The sequence below is a fragment of the Priestia sp. YIM B13552 genome (assembly GCF_042787775.1).
GTDB lineage: Bacteria > Bacillota > Bacilli > Bacillales > Bacillaceae_H > Priestia > Priestia megaterium_E.
In genome coordinates, this window is sequence record NZ_JBHZOU010000017.1 from 1 (window position 1) to 20389 (window position 20389).

General features: G+C 37.0%; 20 protein-coding genes and 1 tRNA gene. 17 read left to right on the plus strand and 4 right to left on the minus strand.

The window, feature by feature from the left end; translation table 11 throughout:
• From ACFX40_RS27210 to tsaD, 5 genes are all read left to right on the plus strand, one after another.
• Nucleotides 1–76: transfer RNA gene (locus ACFX40_RS27210), tRNA-Asp, on the plus strand.
• A gap of 220 nt (nucleotides 77–296) precedes the next feature.
• Complete coding sequence (tsaE, locus tag ACFX40_RS27215; RefSeq protein WP_013081426.1) at nucleotides 297–767, plus strand: tRNA (adenosine(37)-N6)-threonylcarbamoyltransferase complex ATPase subunit type 1 TsaE; 471 nt, start codon at nucleotides 297–299, stop codon at nucleotides 765–767.
• Entirely contained in the window at nucleotides 764–1462 is a 699-nt protein-coding gene (tsaB, locus tag ACFX40_RS27220) for a tRNA (adenosine(37)-N6)-threonylcarbamoyltransferase complex dimerization subunit type 1 TsaB (protein ID WP_050691692.1), read from the plus strand. Before tsaE ends, tsaB begins: the two co-directional genes overlap by 4 nt.
• Nucleotides 1463–1476: 14 nt before the next feature.
• Nucleotides 1477–1926, plus strand: a complete 450-nt coding sequence (gene rimI, locus ACFX40_RS27225; protein ID WP_050691693.1) for a ribosomal protein S18-alanine N-acetyltransferase — start codon at nucleotides 1477–1479, stop codon at nucleotides 1924–1926.
• Nucleotides 1923–2939, plus strand: coding sequence for a tRNA (adenosine(37)-N6)-threonylcarbamoyltransferase complex transferase subunit TsaD (gene tsaD, locus ACFX40_RS27230; protein WP_028410378.1), 1017 nt, complete (start codon nucleotides 1923–1925; stop codon nucleotides 2937–2939). Before rimI ends, tsaD begins: the two co-directional genes overlap by 4 nt.
• A gap of 255 nt (nucleotides 2940–3194) precedes the next feature.
• On the opposite strand, the gene ACFX40_RS27235 is transcribed toward tsaD, so the two are convergent.
• The gene (locus tag ACFX40_RS27235) at nucleotides 3195–5129 is read right to left on the minus strand and encodes an ABC-F family ATP-binding cassette domain-containing protein (RefSeq protein ID WP_377257314.1); all 1935 of its coding nucleotides are present in this window, start codon (nucleotides 5127–5129) and stop codon (nucleotides 3195–3197) included.
• A gap of 458 nt (nucleotides 5130–5587) precedes the next feature.
• Here ACFX40_RS27235 and ACFX40_RS27240 point away from each other — a divergent pair, with 458 nt between their 5' ends.
• The 3 genes from ACFX40_RS27240 to tatC are packed head-to-tail and all read left to right on the plus strand — an operon-like array spanning nucleotide 5588 to nucleotide 7236.
• Complete coding sequence (locus tag ACFX40_RS27240) at nucleotides 5588–6226, plus strand: redox-sensing transcriptional repressor Rex (RefSeq protein ID WP_013055021.1); 639 nt, start codon at nucleotides 5588–5590, stop codon at nucleotides 6224–6226.
• Nucleotides 6227–6279: 53 nt separating this feature from the next.
• Nucleotides 6280–6465: a twin-arginine translocase TatA/TatE family subunit gene (gene tatA / locus ACFX40_RS27245; RefSeq protein ID WP_013055022.1), complete on the plus strand. Its 186-nt coding sequence runs from the start codon at nucleotides 6280–6282 to the stop codon at nucleotides 6463–6465.
• Between the two features lie 15 nt (nucleotides 6466–6480).
• Nucleotides 6481–7236: a twin-arginine translocase subunit TatC gene (tatC, locus tag ACFX40_RS27250; RefSeq protein ID WP_263034649.1), complete on the plus strand. Its 756-nt coding sequence runs from the start codon at nucleotides 6481–6483 to the stop codon at nucleotides 7234–7236.
• Nucleotides 7237–7261: 25 nt separating this feature from the next.
• Here the strand turns inward: tatC and ACFX40_RS27255 are convergent, their stop codons facing one another.
• Nucleotides 7262–7489, minus strand: coding sequence for a YdiK family protein (locus ACFX40_RS27255; RefSeq protein WP_028410375.1), 228 nt, complete (start codon nucleotides 7487–7489; stop codon nucleotides 7262–7264).
• Nucleotides 7486–8214, minus strand: coding sequence for a CPBP family intramembrane glutamic endopeptidase (locus ACFX40_RS27260; RefSeq protein ID WP_028410374.1), 729 nt, complete (start codon nucleotides 8212–8214; stop codon nucleotides 7486–7488). Before ACFX40_RS27260 ends, ACFX40_RS27255 begins: the two co-directional genes overlap by 4 nt.
• Nucleotides 8215–8513: 299 nt before the next feature.
• Between ACFX40_RS27260 and groES the strand changes: the two genes are divergently transcribed.
• Together groES and groL are read left to right on the plus strand one after the other, a co-directional pair.
• A complete protein-coding gene (gene groES / locus ACFX40_RS27265) occupies nucleotides 8514–8798 on the plus strand; it encodes a co-chaperone GroES (RefSeq protein ID WP_013055026.1) in 285 nt (94 codons plus the stop codon).
• Nucleotides 8799–8865: 67 nt separating this feature from the next.
• Nucleotides 8866–10497 carry a chaperonin GroEL gene (gene groL, locus ACFX40_RS27270; RefSeq protein WP_028412700.1) on the plus strand — a complete coding sequence of 544 codons (1632 nt, stop codon included), beginning with the start codon at nucleotides 8866–8868 and terminating at the stop codon, nucleotides 10495–10497.
• 338 nt (nucleotides 10498–10835) lie between these two features.
• Here groL and ACFX40_RS27275 read toward each other — a convergent pair whose 3' ends face one another.
• On the minus strand, nucleotides 10836–12623 hold the full coding sequence (locus ACFX40_RS27275; protein ID WP_377257317.1) for a sigma-54-dependent transcriptional regulator: 1788 nt from the start codon (nucleotides 12621–12623) through the stop codon (nucleotides 10836–10838).
• Between the two features lie 172 nt (nucleotides 12624–12795).
• On the opposite strand from ACFX40_RS27275, the gene ACFX40_RS27280 reads away from it, so the two are divergent.
• The 7 genes from ACFX40_RS27280 (at nucleotide 12796) to ACFX40_RS27310 (ending at nucleotide 20281) form a co-directional block, all read left to right on the plus strand.
• A complete protein-coding gene (locus ACFX40_RS27280) occupies nucleotides 12796–14046 on the plus strand; it encodes a four-carbon acid sugar kinase family protein (RefSeq protein ID WP_377257320.1) in 1251 nt (416 codons plus the stop codon).
• Nucleotides 14030–15187: an iron-containing alcohol dehydrogenase gene (locus ACFX40_RS27285; RefSeq protein ID WP_034654828.1), complete on the plus strand. Its 1158-nt coding sequence runs from the start codon at nucleotides 14030–14032 to the stop codon at nucleotides 15185–15187. Before ACFX40_RS27280 ends, ACFX40_RS27285 begins: the two co-directional genes overlap by 17 nt.
• A gap of 11 nt (nucleotides 15188–15198) precedes the next feature.
• Complete coding sequence (dapA, locus tag ACFX40_RS27290; protein ID WP_377257323.1) at nucleotides 15199–16098, plus strand: 4-hydroxy-tetrahydrodipicolinate synthase; 900 nt, start codon at nucleotides 15199–15201, stop codon at nucleotides 16096–16098.
• Between the two features lie 14 nt (nucleotides 16099–16112).
• The gene (gene pdxA, locus ACFX40_RS27295; RefSeq protein ID WP_377257326.1) at nucleotides 16113–17162 is read left to right on the plus strand and encodes a 4-hydroxythreonine-4-phosphate dehydrogenase PdxA; all 1050 of its coding nucleotides are present in this window, start codon (nucleotides 16113–16115) and stop codon (nucleotides 17160–17162) included.
• Between the two features lie 380 nt (nucleotides 17163–17542).
• Nucleotides 17543–18709 carry a sialidase family protein gene (locus ACFX40_RS27300; RefSeq protein WP_035335977.1) on the plus strand — a complete coding sequence of 389 codons (1167 nt, stop codon included), beginning with the start codon at nucleotides 17543–17545 and terminating at the stop codon, nucleotides 18707–18709.
• Between the two features lie 102 nt (nucleotides 18710–18811).
• Nucleotides 18812–20101 (plus strand): SLC13 family permease, encoded by a 1290-nt coding sequence (locus ACFX40_RS27305; RefSeq protein WP_025753323.1) that lies wholly within the window; start codon nucleotides 18812–18814, stop codon nucleotides 20099–20101.
• A gap of 21 nt (nucleotides 20102–20122) precedes the next feature.
• Nucleotides 20123–20281 (plus strand): hypothetical protein, encoded by a 159-nt coding sequence (locus tag ACFX40_RS27310; protein ID WP_165918667.1) that lies wholly within the window; start codon nucleotides 20123–20125, stop codon nucleotides 20279–20281.
• The last annotated feature ends 108 nt before the right edge of the window (nucleotides 20282–20389 follow it).

Sequence of the window (20389 nt, forward strand, 5' to 3'; positions counted from 1 at the left end):
GGTCCCGTGGTGTAGCGGTTAACATGCCTGCCTGTCACGCAGGAGATCGCGGGTTCGATTCCCGTCGGGACCGCCATGTTTTAGAAACGAAACAATGTGTTTCGTCTTTTTTATTGTTTGAACCATTTTTATATAAAACTTTACCGTCCTTAGGAGCAATCCTAAGGAATTTTTTATATACAAAGAAATTTCTTTATAGAATTGCGATGTTAAAGATTGTTGGATTTCTTACTGGATATGTATAGTCCACAACGTTTACAATATATATATACAGATTGAAATGAGGTTCTGAATGAATGACAGAGATTAACGAATTTACGTTTATGTCTACGTCTCCTGATGAAACTAATCAGCTGGCTGCTCGTCTAGCAACTTTATTAGAAGCTGGTGACGTGCTGCTGCTTGAAGGCGATTTGGGAGCTGGAAAGACAACATTCACAAAAAGTTTAGCTAAAGGATTAGGAATTGAACGCAATGTAAATAGCCCGACATTTACGATCATTAAAGAATACAAAAGCGGTCGCCTTCCTCTTTATCATATGGATGTGTACCGTCTAGGGGATGAATTTGAAGACCTAGGGTTCGATGAGTATTTTGAAGGAGATGGCGTGACGGTCGTGGAGTGGGCTCATCTGATTGAAGAGCAGCTTCCTAATGAATATATTCAAATCAATATTTACCATGAAAACGAAACGACTCGTAAAATCCTTGTAAAAGCGATAGGCAGTCGGTACGTTGAAATATGTAAGGAGCTTTTTAAAAGATGAAAATGTTAGCCATTGATACATCCAATTTTGTCATGGGTGTTGCTGTCGTTGAAGAAAACAAAGTAATTGGAGAAATTATTACGAATCTAAAAAAGAATCACTCCGTTCGTGTGATGAACGCTGTGGAATCTTTGTTAAAGGATTGTGATATTGCGCCAAGCGAGCTAGACCGTATTGTAGTAGCACACGGTCCAGGATCTTATACAGGTGTACGCATTGGCGTTACCATTGCCAAGACACTTGCTTGGACTTTAAATATTCCTTTAATAGGTGTATCTAGCCTTGAGGCACTAGCAGCAAACGGTCGCTATTTTGATGGATATATCGCTCCGTTATTTGATGCGCGCCGTCAACAGCTTTATACAGGACTATATGAATGGAATAACGAGCGAGGTCTTGTAGAAGTTGAAAGTGATCGACTTGTTATTAATAAAGACTGGGCGGAACATTTAAAGTCATACAACAAACCTATTTTATTCATAGGCAATGATCTTCCTATGCATGAAGAGGCGTTAAAAGAAGTGCTGGGTGAACAAGCTGTATTTGCCCATGTTCAGCAGTTTAATCCAAGACCTAGTGAATTGGCTTTCTTAGGAATGAAGAAAGAGCCGCAGTCTGTGCATACTTTTGTTCCGAACTACATTCGTTTAGCTGAAGCCGAAGCCAACTGGCTTGCTTCACAGCAAAAAGGATAAAAGAAGGTATAAACATGAAACTAACAATTAAGTTTCGTTTAATGGAAGTTAAAGATGTTGATCAAGTAGTGAAAATTGAAGAGAAGTCTTTTACGACACCTTGGAGTTCAGAAGCGTTTCAAAATGAGTTAACCAATAATCAATTTTCAACTTACATTGTGATGGAAGAAGGAGAAAATATTATTGGGTATTGCGGAACGTGGATTGTTATTGACGAAGCACATGTAACTAACATTGCGCTATTGCCAGACTACCGAGGTAAGGGACTCGGTGAATTGCTGTTGCGCAACGTGATGGACGTGCTTCGAAAACTAGGTGCTGCGTCAATGACATTAGAAGTTAGGGTATCTAATCATATTGCACAATCATTGTATCAAAAGCTAGGTTTTAAACCTGGAGGTATCCGTAAGAATTATTATTCTGATAACAATGAGGATGCATTAGTTATGTGGGTGAATTTATGAGTGAAAATCAATTAATTTTAGCATTAGAAACAAGCTGTGATGAGACAGCAGCAGCCGTGATTCGAAACGGTCATGAAATTGTAGCCAATGTGGTGGCCTCTCAAATAGAAAGTCATAAACGATTTGGCGGTGTCGTACCTGAGATTGCATCTCGTCATCATGTGGAACAAATTACGGTGGTAGTTGAAGAAACTTTAAATCAAGCGAACTTGACGTTTGCAGATATTGATGCAATAGCTGTAACGGAAGGACCAGGGCTTGTGGGAGCACTTCTTATTGGCGTAAATGCAGCCAAAGCGCTAGCATTTGCACATCAAAAGCCATTAATTGGCGTTCATCATATTGCAGGACATATTTATGCAAACCAGCTAATCAAAAAATTAGAATTCCCGCTTTTATCGTTAGTTGTATCTGGAGGGCATACGGAGCTTGTATACATGGAAAGTCACGGTCAGTTTAAAGTGATTGGTGAAACGAGAGATGATGCAGCAGGAGAAGCCTACGATAAAGTAGCCCGCACGTTAAACCTTCCATATCCAGGCGGACCACATATTGACCGCCTTGCACATGAAGGAGAGCCATTAATTGATTTACCGCGTGCTTGGCTAGAAGAAGGATCCTATGATTTTAGTTTCAGTGGGTTAAAATCAGCAGTTATTAACACTGTCCACAACGCGAAGCAAAAAGGTGAAGAAATTCTTCCACAAACGCTTGCTGCTAGCTTTCAAGCGAGTGTTATTGATGTGTTAGTAACTAAAACCGTTAAAGCTGCAAAGGAATATAACGTTAAGCAAGTGTTAGTAGCAGGAGGAGTTGCTGCTAATAAAGGACTTAGAGCAGCGCTAGAAGAGGCATTTGCACCATTATCAAACATTGAACTTATTATCCCGCCGCTATCTCTATGCACGGATAATGCTGCAATGATTGGAGCAGCAGCAAGTGTACGATTTGCTCAAGGAAAACGCTCAGATATGTCATTAAACGCAAACCCCGGTTTAGACTTGGAAGAGTAAGAGACGAATGAGATTTAGTTCTCATTCGTCTTTTTTTGTGGTTAAAAATAATTTATCAACAATATTCAATAAATTTAGAATTAACTGTGGATAATTATGTGGAAAAGTCCGTGCACTCAGTACACGGACCTGTTATCAACAAGTTTTAATTATGAAAATCAGACAGATATCCACTATTTATTCACAGAGTGGATAAAGCTTGTTCTAAAGCGCACGAACAAGTAAATAGGATGAATAAATACGAAAAAATATAGACTATTCTTCTAGAAGAAGCTGTAATTCTTCCCACTCTTCCATTAATGTGGATAACTGTGAAGCAATTTTTTCGTTTTCACCGTTTAATCTTGATACTTCTTCGTGGTTTTGATAAATTTCAGGGTCACAAAGAAGTTCTTCATTCTCCGCTTGTGCGGCTTCTAATTTGTTTACTTCAGTTTCAATTTCTTCAATGCGGCGCGTTCGCTGCCTCATCAATTTCTTTTGTTCTTTATCTTGTTTATAGGACTGTTTATCTACTTTTACCGTGCGTTCTTCGTTTGCTTTTATATTTTCTAATTCTTTGATTTCCTCTATTTCTGCTTTCTTTTCTACATAATAGTCATAATCTCCAAGAAATTCTTCTACCCCTTCAGGAGATAGCTCTGCTATTTTGTTTGCAATACGATTAATAAAATAACGGTCATGTGAAACAAATAACAGAGTTCCTGGGTAATCGATTAACGCATTCTCGAGTACTTGTTTACTATCTAAATCAAGATGGTTAGTAGGTTCATCCAAAATTAAGAAATTAGCTTTTTGAAGCATAAGCTTCGCAAGAGCCAAACGTGCTTTTTCACCACCGCTAAGCGTCGAAACGATTTTCAGTACATCATCACCTGAAAACAGAAAATTTCCAAGCGCTGTACGAATTTCTTTTTCAGGTTTGGAGGGGTAGTCATCCCAAAGCTCATTTAAAACGGTTTTATTAGACGTTAAATTAGCTTGCTCTTGGTCGTAATAACCAACCATTACGTTCGAGCCAAAAGAAATGGTTCCAGTCTTGAAGCTTAGTTTATCCACAATACCTTTTAATAACGTAGATTTCCCAACTCCATTAGGGCCAACCAACGCAAGGCTTTCACCTTTTTTAATCCGAAGGTTTGCGTCTTGGACGACGTATTTGTGTTCATCATATCCGATGGACACGTTTTCGAGGTTTAAGACTTCATTTCCGCTTTGACGCTCAATTTCAAACGAAAAACTAGCTGATTTTTCGCCTTCGTTAGGTCGATTTATTAACTCCATTCGATCGAGCTGCTTACGTCTGCTTTGCGCACGTTTTGTAGTCGATGCACGGGCGATGTTTCGCTGAATAAAATCATTCAGTTTTGCGACTTCATCTTGCTGCTTTTCGTACTGACGCAACTCTTTTTCATATCGCTCTGCTTTTTGTACAAGGTATTTAGAGTAGTTGCCCGTGTACTTGACCGTTGTTTTTTGTGTGACTTCATACACTTGATTTACGACCTTATCAAGGAAGTAACGATCGTGTGAAACAATTAAAATAGCTCCTTCATACCCTTGCAGAAACTGTTCCAGCCATGCTAAAGTTTCAATATCTAAGTGGTTGGTAGGCTCATCCAGAACAAGCAAGTCTGGCTTTGTTAAAAGCAGTTTTGCAAGAGCCAAGCGCGTTTTTTGTCCACCGCTCAAGGAGGAAATAGGGGTGCTATAGTCAAAGTTTGAGAAACGGAAACCGTGAAGAATAGATCGTGTATCCGCTTCATATTGATAGCCGCCTAAATCTTTGAACGTTACTTGAAGCTGATCGTACTCTTTGGTTAGTTTTTCGTATTGAACTGAATCATTAAAAATGTCTGGATCGCCCATCTTCGTTTCAAGCGTACGTAATTCTTTTTCCATCTTCTTTAACGGAGCAAAGACCGTCATCATTTCTTCCCATATGGAGAGTGTTGACTCAAGAACTGTATCTTGTCCCATATAATCAATGGAAACACCTTTAGGTTTAATAATTTCTCCGCTGTCATAAGAAAGCTGCTCAGCAATAATTTTTAATAAAGTTGATTTACCAGCACCGTTTCGTCCCACTAGGGCAATGCGGTCTTTTGATTGTACTTCTAACTTTATATTCGATAAAATGGGTTCTGCCCCATAGTATTTTGTAATACCGTTCAATTGTAGAATAATCATTTTTTCACCTCTAGTAGTATATCCATAGTGTATTTTAACATATTTTCAACTACAAGTTCTTCCTACAAGCGTTTGTAATTTGTAGAGAGACAAGGACAAATGATGAAGCGAATGTTTTGATTCATGAAATAAAATGATTTTACCTGCACATTTTATACAGGATACTATGTTAAAATAAGAGATAAGTGCATCTCTGAACTTATATATGATGGATGTAGAAAACCCGTCATGACTAACAAACGGATCCTTTGAAGAGCTAATTACTTCGTTCTAGCTACCGACTTTAAGTAGTGCTGGATAGACAAAAGCCGTCGGGGTGCGAAGCGGAGTATATATAAAACAAGAGAAAAGAGAGAGAATTGGAAGCGCTACCTCAAAGCGGTTGATGCTTTGTGAAAGGTAATGCAATATGACTTGAAAATGTTAGTAATGACATACATGAACTGAGGGGGTACAACGTGAACACTGAACAATTAAAAATACCACAAGCAACGGCTAAACGATTGCCGCTTTATTATCGTTTTTTAAAAAACTTGCATGCTTCTGGTAAACAGCGTGTTTCGTCAGCGGAGTTAAGTGAGGCAGTGAAAGTTGATTCTGCTACTATTCGCCGGGATTTTTCTTACTTTGGAGCATTAGGGAAAAAGGGATACGGCTACAATGTGAATTATTTACTTACATTTTTCCGTAAAACGTTAGACCAAGATGAAGTAACGAAAGTAGCACTTATTGGCGTAGGGAATCTGGGAACGGCCTTTTTAAATTATAATTTTATTAAAAATAATAACACCAAAATTGAGTGCGCTTTTGATGTGATAGAAGATAAAGTCGGTACAAAAGTAGGCGACGTGCCGGTTTATCACCTTGACCAATTGGAAGATTATATGAGTGATGATATCTCAGTGGCGATTTTAACCGTTCCTGCCACTGTGGCTCAGCAAATTACCGATCGTTTAGTGAATTGCGGAATTAAAGGGATTCTAAACTTCACTCCTGCACGCTTAAACGTACCGGATGAGATTCGACTGCATCATATTGATCTGGCTGTAGAATTACAGTCGCTTGTCTACTTTTTGAAAAATTATCCTGTTGAATAAGATGGACTGTGTTACGATTTCCTTAAGTCTAAATTAATAAGGAGAGTGGGAATATGGGGATTGGAGCAGGCAGTTGGATTATTATTGCGATTGTAGCACTGCTTATTTTTGGACCGAAACGGTTACCGGAGCTAGGAAGATCAGTTGGGCAAACGCTTAGAGAGTTTAAGCATGCCGCTAGCGGTGCCTCAGAAGATCGTGAAAAAGATAAACAGCGTCAAGTAGATGACAAAGAGTAAAAGGGTGATCATAGTATGACCGAACAAGAAATGTCAATATATGATCATATAGGAGAGCTGCGAAAACGCATTTTAATTGTTTTATTTTTCTTTGTCATTGCCACAATTGGCGGCTTTTTTATAGCGGATAAAGTTATTGTCTATTTACAGCATGCTGATGAGGCAAAAAATTTAACGATGAATGCATTTAGGCTAACAGATCCAGTTAAGATTTATATGCAGTTTGCTGTTATTATCGGCTGTGTACTTGCAGCTCCTGTTGCACTGTATCAACTTTGGGCATTTATTAGTCCTGGTTTATATGAAAAAGAGCGGAAGGTAACGCTTGGATATATTCCTGTTTCCATTTTTCTCTTTATCGGCGGTGTCTCTTTTTCTTATTTTGTGTTGTTTCCATTTGTCGTCGATTTTATGACGCGCGTTTCTGATGAGCTGAATGTAAACCAAGTGATTGGCATTAATGAATACTTTTCTTTTTTAATGCAGCTCACACTGCCTTTTGGGCTGTTGTTTCAGCTTCCTGTTGTCGTCATGTTTTTGACGCGATTAGGAATTATCACGCCTATGTTTTTATCTCAAATTCGAAAGTATGCCTATTTCGTACTGCTAGTTATTGCCGCACTTATTACACCACCAGAATTGCTCTCGCACATGATGGTGACAGTGCCGCTCTTAATTTTGTATGAAATCAGCATCATTATTTCCCGCATTTCGTATCGCAAAGTGTTAAAGGCAAGGGCAGAGCAAGAAAAAGAAGATGTTAGTATGTAAAAAAACCACTGAAACAGTGGTTTTTTTATTTAGATGAATCATCTTGATTTTTATAGTGCTGCTGCAACTTTTTAATTTTATAGTGCAAGATAAAAATGCGAACCGCAAATCTGAAATCGAATGCGGCTACGAGTGCAAATAAGATCGTAGGGAAGTTCCACACGGTTTCCTGAGCATTTTGAATAGCCAGGTAGGTGAATAAAATCCCCATAATAATATAAATAAACCCTCGTGTTAAAGGGATATTCTTCATAAAAACATGCCTCCAAAAATAAACTGCATTTGTTCTGCTTGCTTTTGCATTTCTATAATTTTATCTGCAAAAATAGTTTGAGATAAAATAACGATTGTATTCATCAACACGTGAGCAATAATGGGTACAATAATTAGTCTTGTTCTTGCATAAAGGAATGCAAATACAAATCCCATGGCTGTATACACGAGCAAATGTTTAAAATCCCAGTGTACGGCAGCGAAAATAAGGGAACTAATAAATGCAGAGATAAAGAAATTATATCGTTTGTGAAGAGAACCGAAAATAATCTTTCGAAAAATAATCTCTTCTAGAATTGGTCCAATAACAGACGTAACGACAATAAGGAACGGTGTTGCTTTAACAAGGTTAACAATATTTTGTGTGTTTTCAGATACTTGGGTAATGCCAAGAGCGTGTTCGATCATACCTGCTACAGCTTGACCAGCCATAGCGAGAAACACCCCAAGGACTGACCAGACAACAGCAATCGTTTTTCCAGCATGTTCTATACGCATGGACATGTCACGACGCAGCAGCAGTAAGACAATAAGTAAACCAAGGATAAAGCTGATGATGGTCCAATAAGTCAAAAGCATGACATTCGCTGTTCGAACTGGATATTGCTCAAACATTCCTGTTAATTTTAACAGCGGTATACCAACAACTCCTGAAAACTGCATAAGGATGTAGGTGAGGATAACATACCAATAACGTTTTTCCAATCTTCTATACTCCTTTAAAAGGTTTTTATGTATATATGTCGAAGAAGTACTGTAAAGTTAGTAATTTCTTCTTGCTCGTATTGTAACATACATATTATTGAACAGAGAAAAGAATGCTTTATTTCTCAAAATCGTCGAAATCTAAGACTATTATATGTAGTTTTCGTAAATTTTAAATTTTTTTTGTTTAATACTTGCAAAAAAAACCCACTTTGTTTTAATATAATAATTGTGTTAGCACTCGTTGAGGTTGAGTGCTAATAAAAATGCAAACATATTATTTGAGGAGGTTGTTTCACTTGTTAAAGCCATTAGGTGATCGCGTAGTGATTGAACTTGTAAAATCTGAGGAAAAAACAGCAAGCGGTATCGTGTTACCGGACAGTGCAAAAGAAAAGCCACAAGAGGGTAAAATTGTTGCTGTTGGTACAGGCCGAGTATTAGAAAGCGGTGAGCGTGTAGCTTTAGAAGTAGCTGCGGGCGATCGTATCATCTTCTCAAAATATGCGGGTACTGAAGTGAAATACGAAGGTACTGAATACTTAATTTTACGCGAAAGCGATATTTTAGCTGTAATCGGCTAATTTTAACCACAAACTTATCATACGTAAAAAATAGATTATTAAGAACATCTTGAGGAGGTCAAAGAACATGGCAAAAGACATTAAATTTAGCGAAGAAGCACGTCGCGCAATGCTACGTGGTGTAGATACATTAGCAAATGCTGTAAAAGTAACGCTTGGACCAAAAGGTCGTAACGTTGTATTAGAAAAGAAATTCGGTTCACCGCTTATTACAAATGACGGTGTAACAATTGCAAAAGAAATCGAATTAGAAGACGCATTTGAAAATATGGGTGCTAAATTAGTAGCCGAAGTTGCTAGCAAAACAAACGACGTTGCTGGTGACGGTACAACTACTGCAACAGTTTTAGCGCAAGCAATGATCAGAGAAGGTCTTAAAAACGTAACGGCTGGTGCTAACCCAATGGGTATCCGTAAAGGGATGGAAAAAGCAGTAGCTGTAGCGGTTGAAGAACTAAAAGCAATCTCTAAACCAATTCAAGGTAAAGATTCAATTGCTCAAGTAGCGGCTATCTCAGCAGCTGACGAAGAAGTAGGTCAATTAATTGCTGAAGCAATGGAGCGCGTTGGTAACGACGGTGTTATCACACTTGAAGAATCAAAAGGTTTCACAACTGAATTAGAAGTGGTAGAAGGTATGCAGTTTGACCGTGGATATGCATCTCCTTACATGGTAACTGATTCAGATAAAATGGAAGCTGTATTAGATGATCCATACATCTTAATCACAGACAAAAAAATCGGTAACATTCAAGAAATCTTACCGGTATTAGAGCAAGTTGTTCAACAAGGCAAGCCTCTATTAATCATCGCTGAAGACGTAGAAGGCGAAGCTTTAGCAACATTAGTTGTGAACAAACTTCGCGGTACATTTACAGCTGTAGCTGTTAAAGCTCCTGGTTTCGGTGATCGTCGTAAAGCAATGCTACAAGATGTTGCAATCTTAACAGGCGGAGAAGTAATCACTGAAGAGCTTGGTCTTGACTTAAAAACAGCAGGCATCGATCAATTAGGTCGCGCTTCTAAAATTGTTGTAACAAAAGAAAATACAACAGTTGTAAACGGTGCAGGAAACGCAGAAGATATCCTAGCGCGCGTAAACCAAATCAAAGCTCAGCTTGAAGAAACAACTTCAGAGTTTGACCGTGAAAAATTACAAGAGCGCTTAGCAAAACTTGCTGGTGGCGTAGCTGTAATTAAAGTTGGTGCGGCAACTGAAACTGAGTTAAAAGAACGTAAATTACGTATTGAAGATGCATTAAACTCTACTCGTGCTGCGGTTGAAGAAGGTATCGTAGCTGGTGGTGGTACTGCATTAGTAAATATCTATAATAAAGTAGCAAGCATCGAAGCTGACGGTGACACTGCTACAGGTATCAACATCGTATTACGTGCGATTGAAGAGCCTGTACGTCAAATCGCTCACAACGCTGGTTTAGAAGGATCAGTAATCGTTGAGCGTCTAAAAGGCGAAGCAGTTGGAACTGGATTCAACGCTGCAACTGGCGAGTGGGTAAATATGCTAGACACTGGTATCGTTGACCCAACAAAAGTAACGCGTTCAGCTCTTCAAAATGCTTCTTCTGTAGCGGCTATGTTCTTAACAACTGAAGCAGTTGTTGCTGACAAGCCAGAAGAAGGCGGAGCACCTGCAATGCCTGACATGGGCGGCATGGGTGGAATGGGCGGCATGATGTAATAGCCGCTCAATCCCTTGACATCCAGGGACTTGAGAGAGAGTTGCTAACAAAATAGCAAAATCAGTATAAATATAAGAGGCTTCTCATTAGTTGTTCAAACTTTTGAGAAGCCTCTTTTTATTCCATCTGATAAGTCATAATTAAAAGGGCAAGGCATCTTGTCTCAGCGACACGTACAACAACTAATTACGAATAGGACACGGTATTAGATGGGAGGAGATAAATGGATTTGTATATTGAAAAGCTTGGTTAAAGACGATCATTTTATCGTAAGCACATAAGCTGAAAGACTGGGGAAAAAATCACTTTCCGGGTTTTTTAGCTAAGAAAAGCATTTTTATTTATTTAAATATCTCCATAACGTCGTTCGACTGATGCCCAGCTGCTCAGCTGCTAACGTTTGGTTGCCGTTATGATAATCAAGTATTAGCTGGATTATATCCAAATTAAATTCATGTAATGTTTTGCTATTGTTAAATAAAATGTTCATTCCATCTTCTGAATTAGACATATTTTCGACCATTTGTTGTTTGCCCAAAATACTGTTGACAGTATTACTAGTTATATATAGGGATTTAGCTAAGTAAACTAGTTCGGTTAGAACTTGCTTTAACTGTTTGAAATTACCGGGCCAATTATATTGTGAGAGAGCAGTCAGGGCACTAGGCTCGTAACCTACAATATCCGTATTGTTTTCAATATTTACCTTATTTAAAAACATCGTTAATATAGCCGATAGTTCATTTCTTCTTTCTCTTAGTGGAGGTAGAAGAAAACTTATCGAATTCATTCGGCTCATTAATTCTTTATAAAATTCTGATGTGCGACCTTCCGATGTTTTTTCGCAAATAAAGATGAGTCGGTTATTTACGTGTAAGTTAGTATATTCAATAATAGTGAGTAACTTTTCAAAGTTTTCATGTGAAATTTTATCAAAATGATTAAACTGGATTGTATTACCATATTCAAGAAAAGGACCGTTATTTGTATTTAAAAGGTGTTTCCACATGGCATCATTTAGTAAGTGCGAATTAATAGCTACTAATGTATGATTGTTATTTTTCTGACTGGTGAATACACATTGAGATACGATATCTTTCCCCGTACCTCTTTCTCCTAATAATATAATCGGCGAATTATTTGAATTCATTTGTTTAATTTTATTGTTAATATCATCTGTGATAATCGGATTTTTATATAAATTATTATTTAATTTTTTTTCTACTTCTGACTTATCTTCATATGTAACACCAAATTTAGAATTCATGATAGGTGTTACAGATTTTTGCACAATAACAATATAAAAAACATCATTTTTCTCTTTTGAACGATTTACTTTTAAGTTATATACAGTGTTGTTTACTGAATGATAAAAAGTATGTGATTGAGTAAATGAGGTCGTCTCTTTTTTATTAAGCAAATAATTATAGATTGAGGCATTCGTTTCGGAATCTAAACTTGAATAAATCAACTCAAACTGACTGGATAAAATTAAACAGTCAGTTTTAAATTTTTCAATGGCTTCTGTAAGTAAGTTATTTTGTAATTTTAATTTTTGAAGGTGCATATTTAACTCTATTGCTTGTTCATAAGTACGTTTAATACTTTCACTTCCTGATGTAATAAGAATCGTATTTAAAGAAATTTCTAGTGCGAGTTTGTTCGTTATTGCATCACAAAGCACTAATTCAATCCCTTTTTTCTCCAATGACTTTAGTAGACCTAAATGATCACTAGAATCATCAATGGTGTATATTTCCACAGAATAGTCTAATATGTCACAAATTAAATGAGCTGTTTCAGTAATACTCGAATAACCTACAATAGCAAATTTAGAGGTATAGTTCTTTGCTAGTTTGATCGCTCCTAAAATGTCATATACGGATATCGAAACATCTATAACGGGTATAGAGATATTCTTCCTGATTAAGTCAGCAGTACCTCCCCTTGATATAACAATATCATAATCGTTATGAATCATCTCCAAGGCCAGGTTTTTTCCTTCATGTAAATCACCAGTATACGTATTTAGTGAAATATTAGAAAATAAGGATCCTACATTTTCCATTGAGTGTCTTAACTCTTCATAAGGTGCGATACCAAGAATTTTTGTTATGTGTTGCAAAGTTATCCCCTCCTGAATGTTTCATTTTTAAACAATTTATCACTAATTCCTTAAAAATGATAGCGTTTTCTTTACTATAGTTTCAAAATGTAACAATAATAATAATTATCAGATTTTTTTATGCGCAGTATCACCTTATAATTTAATTATCAAGCACTAAGGTGGTGAACAAATGGTAAGGGTACTAATAATGGCTGATGATTTTACGGGAGCACTTGATACGGGTGTTCAGTTCTCTAATTACGGTGTTCATACTTTAGTGACTTCTGATTTAGAGTTTAAATTTTGGGAAACTACAGATCAAATAGAGGTACTGGTTTTTAATACTGAAACAAGATATTTGAATAAATGTGAAGCATACGAAGTGATTAAGAAGATAGCCATAAAAGCCAAAGATGAAAATATTCAATATATATTTAAAAAAGTTGATTCAGCATTAAGAGGAAATGTTGCTTCTGAGTTAAGAGCCTTGAGTGATGTCTTCGAAGATGTAACCATTCCTTTTATTCCGGCGTACCCAGAACAAAACCGCTTTAGTTTCGAAGGAATCTTATATATAGATTCAATACCAGTAAGTAAAAGTGTTTTTGGACAAGATCCATACGAACCGGTCACGGAAAGTCATATCCCATCTCTTCTACTTAAAGAAGCAGATTTAAAAACGTCTATTACAAAAAAATATAAAATTCCACCAAAAGAAGAAAGAATTTTGTTAATGGAAAGTCACTCCGATGAGGAGATGCTATCTCAAGGGCATGAGCTATTAATGAACGATGCATTAAACATAACGGCGGGGTGTGCAGGGTTTGGTAAAGCATTAGCAAATATCATCTATAATAAAAGAACTATAACTCAAAATGATATTAACTTCCCGTTATTAATAGTATGTGGAAGCGTGAACCCAGTAACAAAAAAACAAATTGCATTTGCCGAAAATAACGGGTTTGATAGAATCTCGTTAACGATGGAGCAACTTTGTGATAAACAATATTGGGATACAGTAAAAGGGCAAGAAGATATGAATCAATATTTAAAAATGGACCAACCTTTAATGTTTGAAACATATGGGAATATATCGGCAGATAAAGTGAATGGAGTACCCGAAGAAAGAACTGAACTAAGATTTAGAATTGGGCAGTCTCTCGGATATTTAGTAAAGAATCTTATGTTAAGTGACATTAATAGAACTTTATTATTTACCGGAGGAGATACTTTATATCAATCAATGAGAGTATTAGGGATTAACGAAATTAAACCTCTGAAAGAATTATTCCCAGGAATTGTTCTTGGAAGTATCGATTTTGAAGATAAAAAACATTATATCATTACAAAGTCTGGCGGATTGGGTAATGAAGATCTATTTATTAAATTAAATGAATTGATTCGTAACAAAGGAGATGCATATTATGTTAAATCAATATAATTTAAAAATGCCAACCAATGTATTTGCAGGTCCAGATGCCATGCAAAACCTAGATACAATTATTAAAGATGGTGTAAAAAAAATCACGATATTTACAGGTAACGAAATATTCAAGCTTGGATTGCTAGACGAAGTTATCAGTATTATAGAAAAAAATAATATCGAGTACGAAATCTTATCTGATATTCCAACAGAGCCATCTTACACGGAAGCTCAAAAGGTTATTGACCAATTTAAAGCATTGAACTCTGATTTTATCATTGGGGTCGGTGGTGGAAGTGTTATGGACATTGCCAAATTAGCATCAGTGTTATCCACTGATGATTATACGGTAAAAGATTTACTCGAGAACCCGTTATTAGCTAAAAAACAAGTATCATCATTAATGATTCCCACCACAGCCGGTACAGGCTCTGAAGCAACTCCTAATAGCATTGTAGGAGTACCTGAAAAAAACTTAAAAGTTGGGATTGTAAATGGTGAATTGATTGCTGACCATGTGATTTTAGAAAGCAACATGATTAAAAATTTGCCGAAATCTATTGCTGCAGCAACAGGTATTGATGCTCTAGCTCATGCTATCGAATGTTTTACTTCAAAAAAAGCAAACCCAATCAGTGATACGTTTGCACTAGAGGCACTAGATTTAATCTTAAATAACATTATTGAAGCTTGCACAAATCCAGATGCGCTTGAAGCTAAGCGTAAGATGTTATTAGGTTCTTTCTATGCTGGGGTAGCGATTACTTCCTCAGGAACTACTGCGGTTCATGCATTGTCTTATCCTTTAGGTGGAAAATATCACATTGCCCATGGTGTTTCTAATGCCATTCTACTAACACCAGTTATGAAATTTAATGAGCCCGTTATTAAAGAACTTTTGGCTAAAGCATATGATCGAGTTGTAAAAGAAACAAATGAAGAACTAACTGTAAATGAAAAATCAAAATATATCATCGATTTATTAGAAAACATAGTGGAAACACTTGAAATTCCAACTAGTTTAAAAGCTTTTAATGTGCCTAAGGAAGATCTAGAAGCATTAGTAGAGGCTGGAATGGAAGTTCAAAGACTACTTGTCAATAATATGAGAGAAGTAACACCAGACGATGCTCGTAAAATTTATCTAGAAATTATGTAGGAGTGATTAGTTTGCAAAACAAATTAAAAGGAATTATCACACCAATTGTTACACCCATGTTTGACAATGAAGAAGTGAACTATGAAGAACTCGTAAATCAAGTAAATAGAGTTATTGAGAATGGTGTTCACGGTATTTTTACGTTCGGTACTAATGGAGAAGGCTATATTTTAAGCGAAGAAGAAAAAGTGCATGTTATGGAAACAGTAGTTGATACAGTAGCGGACAGGGTTCCAGTCTATGCATCAACAGGGTTAGTTGGAACACAAGATACCATTCGCTTATCTTTAGAAGCAAAGCGTGTTGGGGTAGACTATCTATCAATCATTACACCGTATTTTGCAGCAACAACCCAAGAAGAGATTTATACGCATTTTAAAACAGTGGCTGAAGCGGTTGATATGCCTATTGTTTTATACAATATTCCAGCTCGAACAGGCAATATGATTCAACCTGCGACTGTTGAAAAACTAAGTCATATTGACAATATCGTAGGAGTCAAAGATAGTAGCGGAAACTTTGATAATATTCTTCAATATATCGAAAGAACAAGAAATAGAGAAGATTTCTCTGTGCTATCAGGGAATGATTCATTAATATTATGGACGTTACTTGCTGGGGGAACAGGTGGTATTGCAGGATGTTCGAATGTATATCCGTTTACTATGGCGCAAATATACGAACAATTTGTAAAGGGTAACATTGAAGAATCCCGTAACTATCAAGATTCTATCAGAAGTTTTAGAGATTGTTTTAAATTTGCAAATCCAAATACTGTGGTAAAAACGGCTGTTGAACTACTAGGTTATCCGGTTGGGAAATGCCGTGCACCATTTAATCAAGTGTCTGCTGAGGGAATTGCAGCATTAAAATCTGTATTAAATGAAAATATTGAAGCAGGGATGAAATAGTTAGGAGGGGCATCATGAAAAAAATTATTGGAATCACAATGGGGGATCCCGCAGGTATTGGGCCTGAGATCTCAATCAAAGCTTTTCAAAAGAAAAGCTTATATGAAAAATGTAACCCCTTACTCGTTGGAGACAAAAGTATTGTAGAGAGTTATTTAGAGAAATACCCAGAGTTTAATATGAAGGTAAATGCTATTACTACACCAGAAGATGGATTGTATGAATGGGGAACAATGGATGTTATTGACCTAGCCTCTGTAGATGCAGATAAGTTAAAAATTGGGGAAGTATCTAAAGAAGCTGGAAATGCGGCATATCTCTATGTGGAAAAAGTCATAGACTTAGCGCTTAAGGGGAAAGTAGATGCGACCGTTACGAATCCATTAAATAAAGAAGCGTTAAACTTAGCGGGACACCACTTTGCTGGTCATACTGAAATTTATGGAGAACTTACAAATACTAGTAAATTTTCTATGATGTTAGCTGATGGTGATTTAAGAGTGGTTCACGTTTCAACACATGTTTCTTTAAGGGAAGCTTGTGATTTAGTTAAAAAAGAGAGAGTACTAGATGTCATAAAAATTGCTCATCAAGCCTGTATAAAATTAGGTATTGAAAATCCACGGATTGCTGTAGCGGGTTTAAATCCACACTGTGGAGAAAATGGATTATTTGGTACAGAAGAAATTGATGAGATTATCCCTGCTATTGAAGTAGCTAAAAATGAAGGGATTAATGCCATTGGACCTTTACCAGCAGATACAGTATTCTCAAAAGCTCGTGGTGGAATGTATGATATTGTTGTGGTCATGTACCATGATCAAGGACATATTCCATTAAAACTATTAGGGTTTGTATTTGATAGGGAACAAAATAAATGGAAAGAAGTTTCTGGAGTTAATATTACATTGGGATTACCAATTATCCGAACCTCAGTTGATCATGGAACAGCATTTGATCAAGCAGGTAGTATGACTGCGAGTGAAATTAGTCTTGAAAATGCAATTGATTATGGGGTACAGCTAGCAAATAATGTTGATTTAGAAGCGAAGGGACTGGTGTAATAGTTAATTTAATCATTTCAATCAATATAAATAATTAAATCTAACAATCCCTAATGATTTAGAGAAAGTAAACGAAGTTGAAATAGATGATAATACGAGCTTAACTTTGATGGTGGTTATTTCTTTTAAGAAGGAATGACCACTTATATAGATGAAGAGCAATTCAAATTGTTTTAGACGGATTTGTAGCCTGGTATTAAGTAATAAATGAGCAGTTGCTGTTGAATATAATTTTGGGGAAATGTAGTTCCATTACACGGCAGTCTGCAAGGAACAGGAAAATTAATATAGGGCCTATGTGTGTCTGCCTAACGCTGAGCATGAAGCGGTAATTAAGATAAAAATTTCAATAGAAAGATAAGGTGATGAGAGTGATTAGAATGAGTAATAACAAGATAGTGATTAATGAGTCCATTCCAAACGGTAAATTATATCATGATGTTTATACAAATATTGATTTTTCTTTAATTCCATCCGGTCCTTTCCCAACCGCACATGCCCCAACTATTACTAAGTTAGACAATGGAGATTTATTATGTGCATGGTTTGCAGGCTCATTTGAGGGAAGCCCTGATATTTCAATTGTATTATCAAAATTTAATCATGAATCTCAAGAGTGGAATGAGCCGGAAATTGTCTCACAGGATGACACACGTAGCGAGCAAAACCCATCATTTTTTCACGCACCTGATCAATCGGTGTGGTTAATCTATACTTCCCAAGAAGGTCGACAACCAGATAAAGATAATATGCAGTTTACGTCCATTATTAAATATCAGAAAACATATGACAATGGCGAAAGCTGGACTGAACCAGAAGTATTATTTAGCCAGCCTGGTACATTTGTACGACAATCGATTCAAGTATTAAGAAATGGTAGATGGATTTTTAGCACGTGGGTATGTGAAGATTCCGAGTTAGGTCTTACAAACGATCCTACAGTATTTCAACTATCAGATGATGAAGGACAAACATGGAAAGAAGTACGCATGCCTGAAAGTAACGGAAGAGTACATGCCAATGTTATCGAATTAGAAGATGGTCATTTAGTGGCATTTATGAGAAGTAGATTTGCAGATTATATTTATAGAAGCGAGTCAAAGGATAACGGAGATTCTTGGACAGTGCCTCAGCCAACAACTCTACCAAATAATAATGCAAGTATCAGTGCAATCAAACTTCATAACGATGCAATTGCCATTGCTTATAATGCAAACGCTACCAATAATCCTGAAGTTGGTAAGGTAGCATGGCCTGGATTAAGAAACCCAGTTGTAGTTTCAGTGTCTGAAGATGGCGGAAATACTTGGCCACTTGGTCGAATTATTGAACACGCAGAAGGTTTCATTGGAGCAGAGAACAAAACGAATAATTCACAATTTGAATATCCTACAATTTATCAAGATACGGAAGGACTTTTACATTTAGTATATGCGTATAAGAATAGACTATGTGTGAAATATACTAGTTTTTCAGTAGCAGATATATATGGTGACAAACGCGAAAATGAGAGTGTTTACAATCCTACATCTGGAGAAATCGGTTAGGTAGTAAGGCATTACATTATTCTTTTTAACCGTCTCATTCATAAATACGGGCTATATATGATAGTAAAATGTCATCCCCCTAAGAGAGAGGAGATATAAAAAATGACAATGGAAATGATTCTTGCACTAGGTATTCTGGTTCTGATGATTGTAATGATTATGTCAGATAAATTTGCCTTTGGCGCACCACCAATCCTGGCCTGTCTTTTGTTAGTAGTCTGTGGTCTGTCCACTGTTCAAGAGGCTTTCGCAGGTTTTGTGAACCCAAGCGTTATTATGGTCGCTGGCTTTATGGTTGTTATGGCGGGCCTCATGAAGACTAGCCTAATTGGTAGGGTTCAGTCCTCAATGCTCGCTTTGGTAAATAGGGGCGGTTATAAGAGTTATGTTCTTTTGATTGTGGTCATTATGCTTGGTGCCAGTTTTCCTGGTGCCGGTGCCACTGGTTACTATGTACTGATCTTATCTTTGATATCTACTATTCCTTACAATAAAAAAATGCCAACGTCCAAGCTGATGATGCCTTTGGGTTTTGCTACTAATCACCCTTTAGTTCCTTTTAATGTAGCACTTTTCTATGGGGTTACTGTTAGCGTACTCGAAACGGCAGGTTATACCGGTGGACTGTCTATGTCAAAATTTGCTGTAGTGAATTTCATCTTGGCTCTTGGTTTCTTGGCATGGGCCTTGATTGCGTATCGCCTCCTACCGGATCATCCAATAACGGAAGCAGAAGCTTCTGGATTTGATGAGGTGGCAGCTACGACTGAGATGGGGACTATGCCTGCGTGGAAAGAATACAGCACTATCGCTGCATTTATGGTCAGTGTTGTTGGAATGATGCTTATGAATGTATTAGGCAATGCTGCCTTTGTCATCCCTGGTCTTATGGGAGCATTTTTACTAATCATCAATGTGCTTGACTTTAGGGAAGTTCGAGATAATATGGTTGCACCTGTAATTATTATGATGGCTGGTGTTATCGGCGTTGCTGACGCTTTAGCCAACTCTGGATTTACAGCTATGATTGGAGATACTGTGGCGAATGCATTGGGTACCAACATCAATCCATTCCTGCTTATCTTTATCTTCGCCATTCTAACTAGTACTTGTGCTACTTTTACTGGTTCAAATATGGGTTCTGTATACATCTTTGCCCCGATCGCTATTGCAACAAGCATTAGTTTGGGACTGAATCCTGCTGCTGCCGCAATTGCAGTTGTAGTATCTGGATGGAACGGCGGGTTCATGCCAATCGATGGTATGCCAGCTATGATTTTAGGTATGGGTAGATATAAACTTCCACAGTTTTGGTTGTTCTCAGTACCTATGTACCTAATTCGTATCTTTGCTCTATGTGTAGGTGCTATCGTTATGTTCCCTGTAAGCTAATAAAGTAAAAGGAGAAACAAGTTGGATAAATGGGGACAGGCTGCAGAACTTAAAAATATATTAGAGATGGTTCTCCTTCCTTTGTCATTCCTAGAGAGCAGTAGCGTCAATAGAACCTTAAAACAAAGCCGATGGATTACTCCATCGGCTTTGTTTGCAAATCATGATGCTAAGCAATAATTTTACCTAAACGGTGGAAAAGGTCTTGTATTATTAGGACAATTGCAACTCTTGCAGTTGTGTGGCTTTTGAAAATAGTAGGGTTACATTGAGTAGGGAGCCTTTTTT

What these genes read in the sequence shown, in the direction of transcription:
- ACFX40_RS27235 (WP_377257314.1), bottom strand. Translation starts at nt 5,129, where the DNA reads ATGATTATTCTACAATTGAACGGTATTACAAAATACTATGGGGCAGAA.
- pdxA (WP_377257326.1), top strand. Translation starts at nt 16,113, where the DNA reads ATGAAAAAAATTATTGGAATCACAATGGGGGATCCCGCAGGTATTGGG.
- groL (WP_028412700.1), top strand. Translation starts at nt 8,866, where the DNA reads ATGGCAAAAGACATTAAATTTAGCGAAGAAGCACGTCGCGCAATGCTA.
- tsaD (WP_028410378.1), top strand. Translation starts at nt 1,923, where the DNA reads ATGAGTGAAAATCAATTAATTTTAGCATTAGAAACAAGCTGTGATGAG.
- ACFX40_RS27285 (WP_034654828.1), top strand. Translation starts at nt 14,030, where the DNA reads ATGTTAAATCAATATAATTTAAAAATGCCAACCAATGTATTTGCAGGT.
- ACFX40_RS27305 (WP_025753323.1), top strand. Translation starts at nt 18,812, where the DNA reads ATGACAATGGAAATGATTCTTGCACTAGGTATTCTGGTTCTGATGATT.
- ACFX40_RS27300 (WP_035335977.1), top strand. Translation starts at nt 17,543, where the DNA reads ATGAGTAATAACAAGATAGTGATTAATGAGTCCATTCCAAACGGTAAA.
- tsaB (WP_050691692.1), top strand. Translation starts at nt 764, where the DNA reads ATGAAAATGTTAGCCATTGATACATCCAATTTTGTCATGGGTGTTGCT.
- rimI (WP_050691693.1), top strand. Translation starts at nt 1,477, where the DNA reads ATGAAACTAACAATTAAGTTTCGTTTAATGGAAGTTAAAGATGTTGAT.
- ACFX40_RS27280 (WP_377257320.1), top strand. Translation starts at nt 12,796, where the DNA reads ATGGTAAGGGTACTAATAATGGCTGATGATTTTACGGGAGCACTTGAT.
- tatC (WP_263034649.1), top strand. Translation starts at nt 6,481, where the DNA reads ATGACCGAACAAGAAATGTCAATATATGATCATATAGGAGAGCTGCGA.
- ACFX40_RS27255 (WP_028410375.1), bottom strand. Translation starts at nt 7,489, where the DNA reads ATGAAGAATATCCCTTTAACACGAGGGTTTATTTATATTATTATGGGG.
- tatA (WP_013055022.1), top strand. Translation starts at nt 6,280, where the DNA reads ATGGGGATTGGAGCAGGCAGTTGGATTATTATTGCGATTGTAGCACTG.
- tsaE (WP_013081426.1), top strand. Translation starts at nt 297, where the DNA reads ATGACAGAGATTAACGAATTTACGTTTATGTCTACGTCTCCTGATGAA.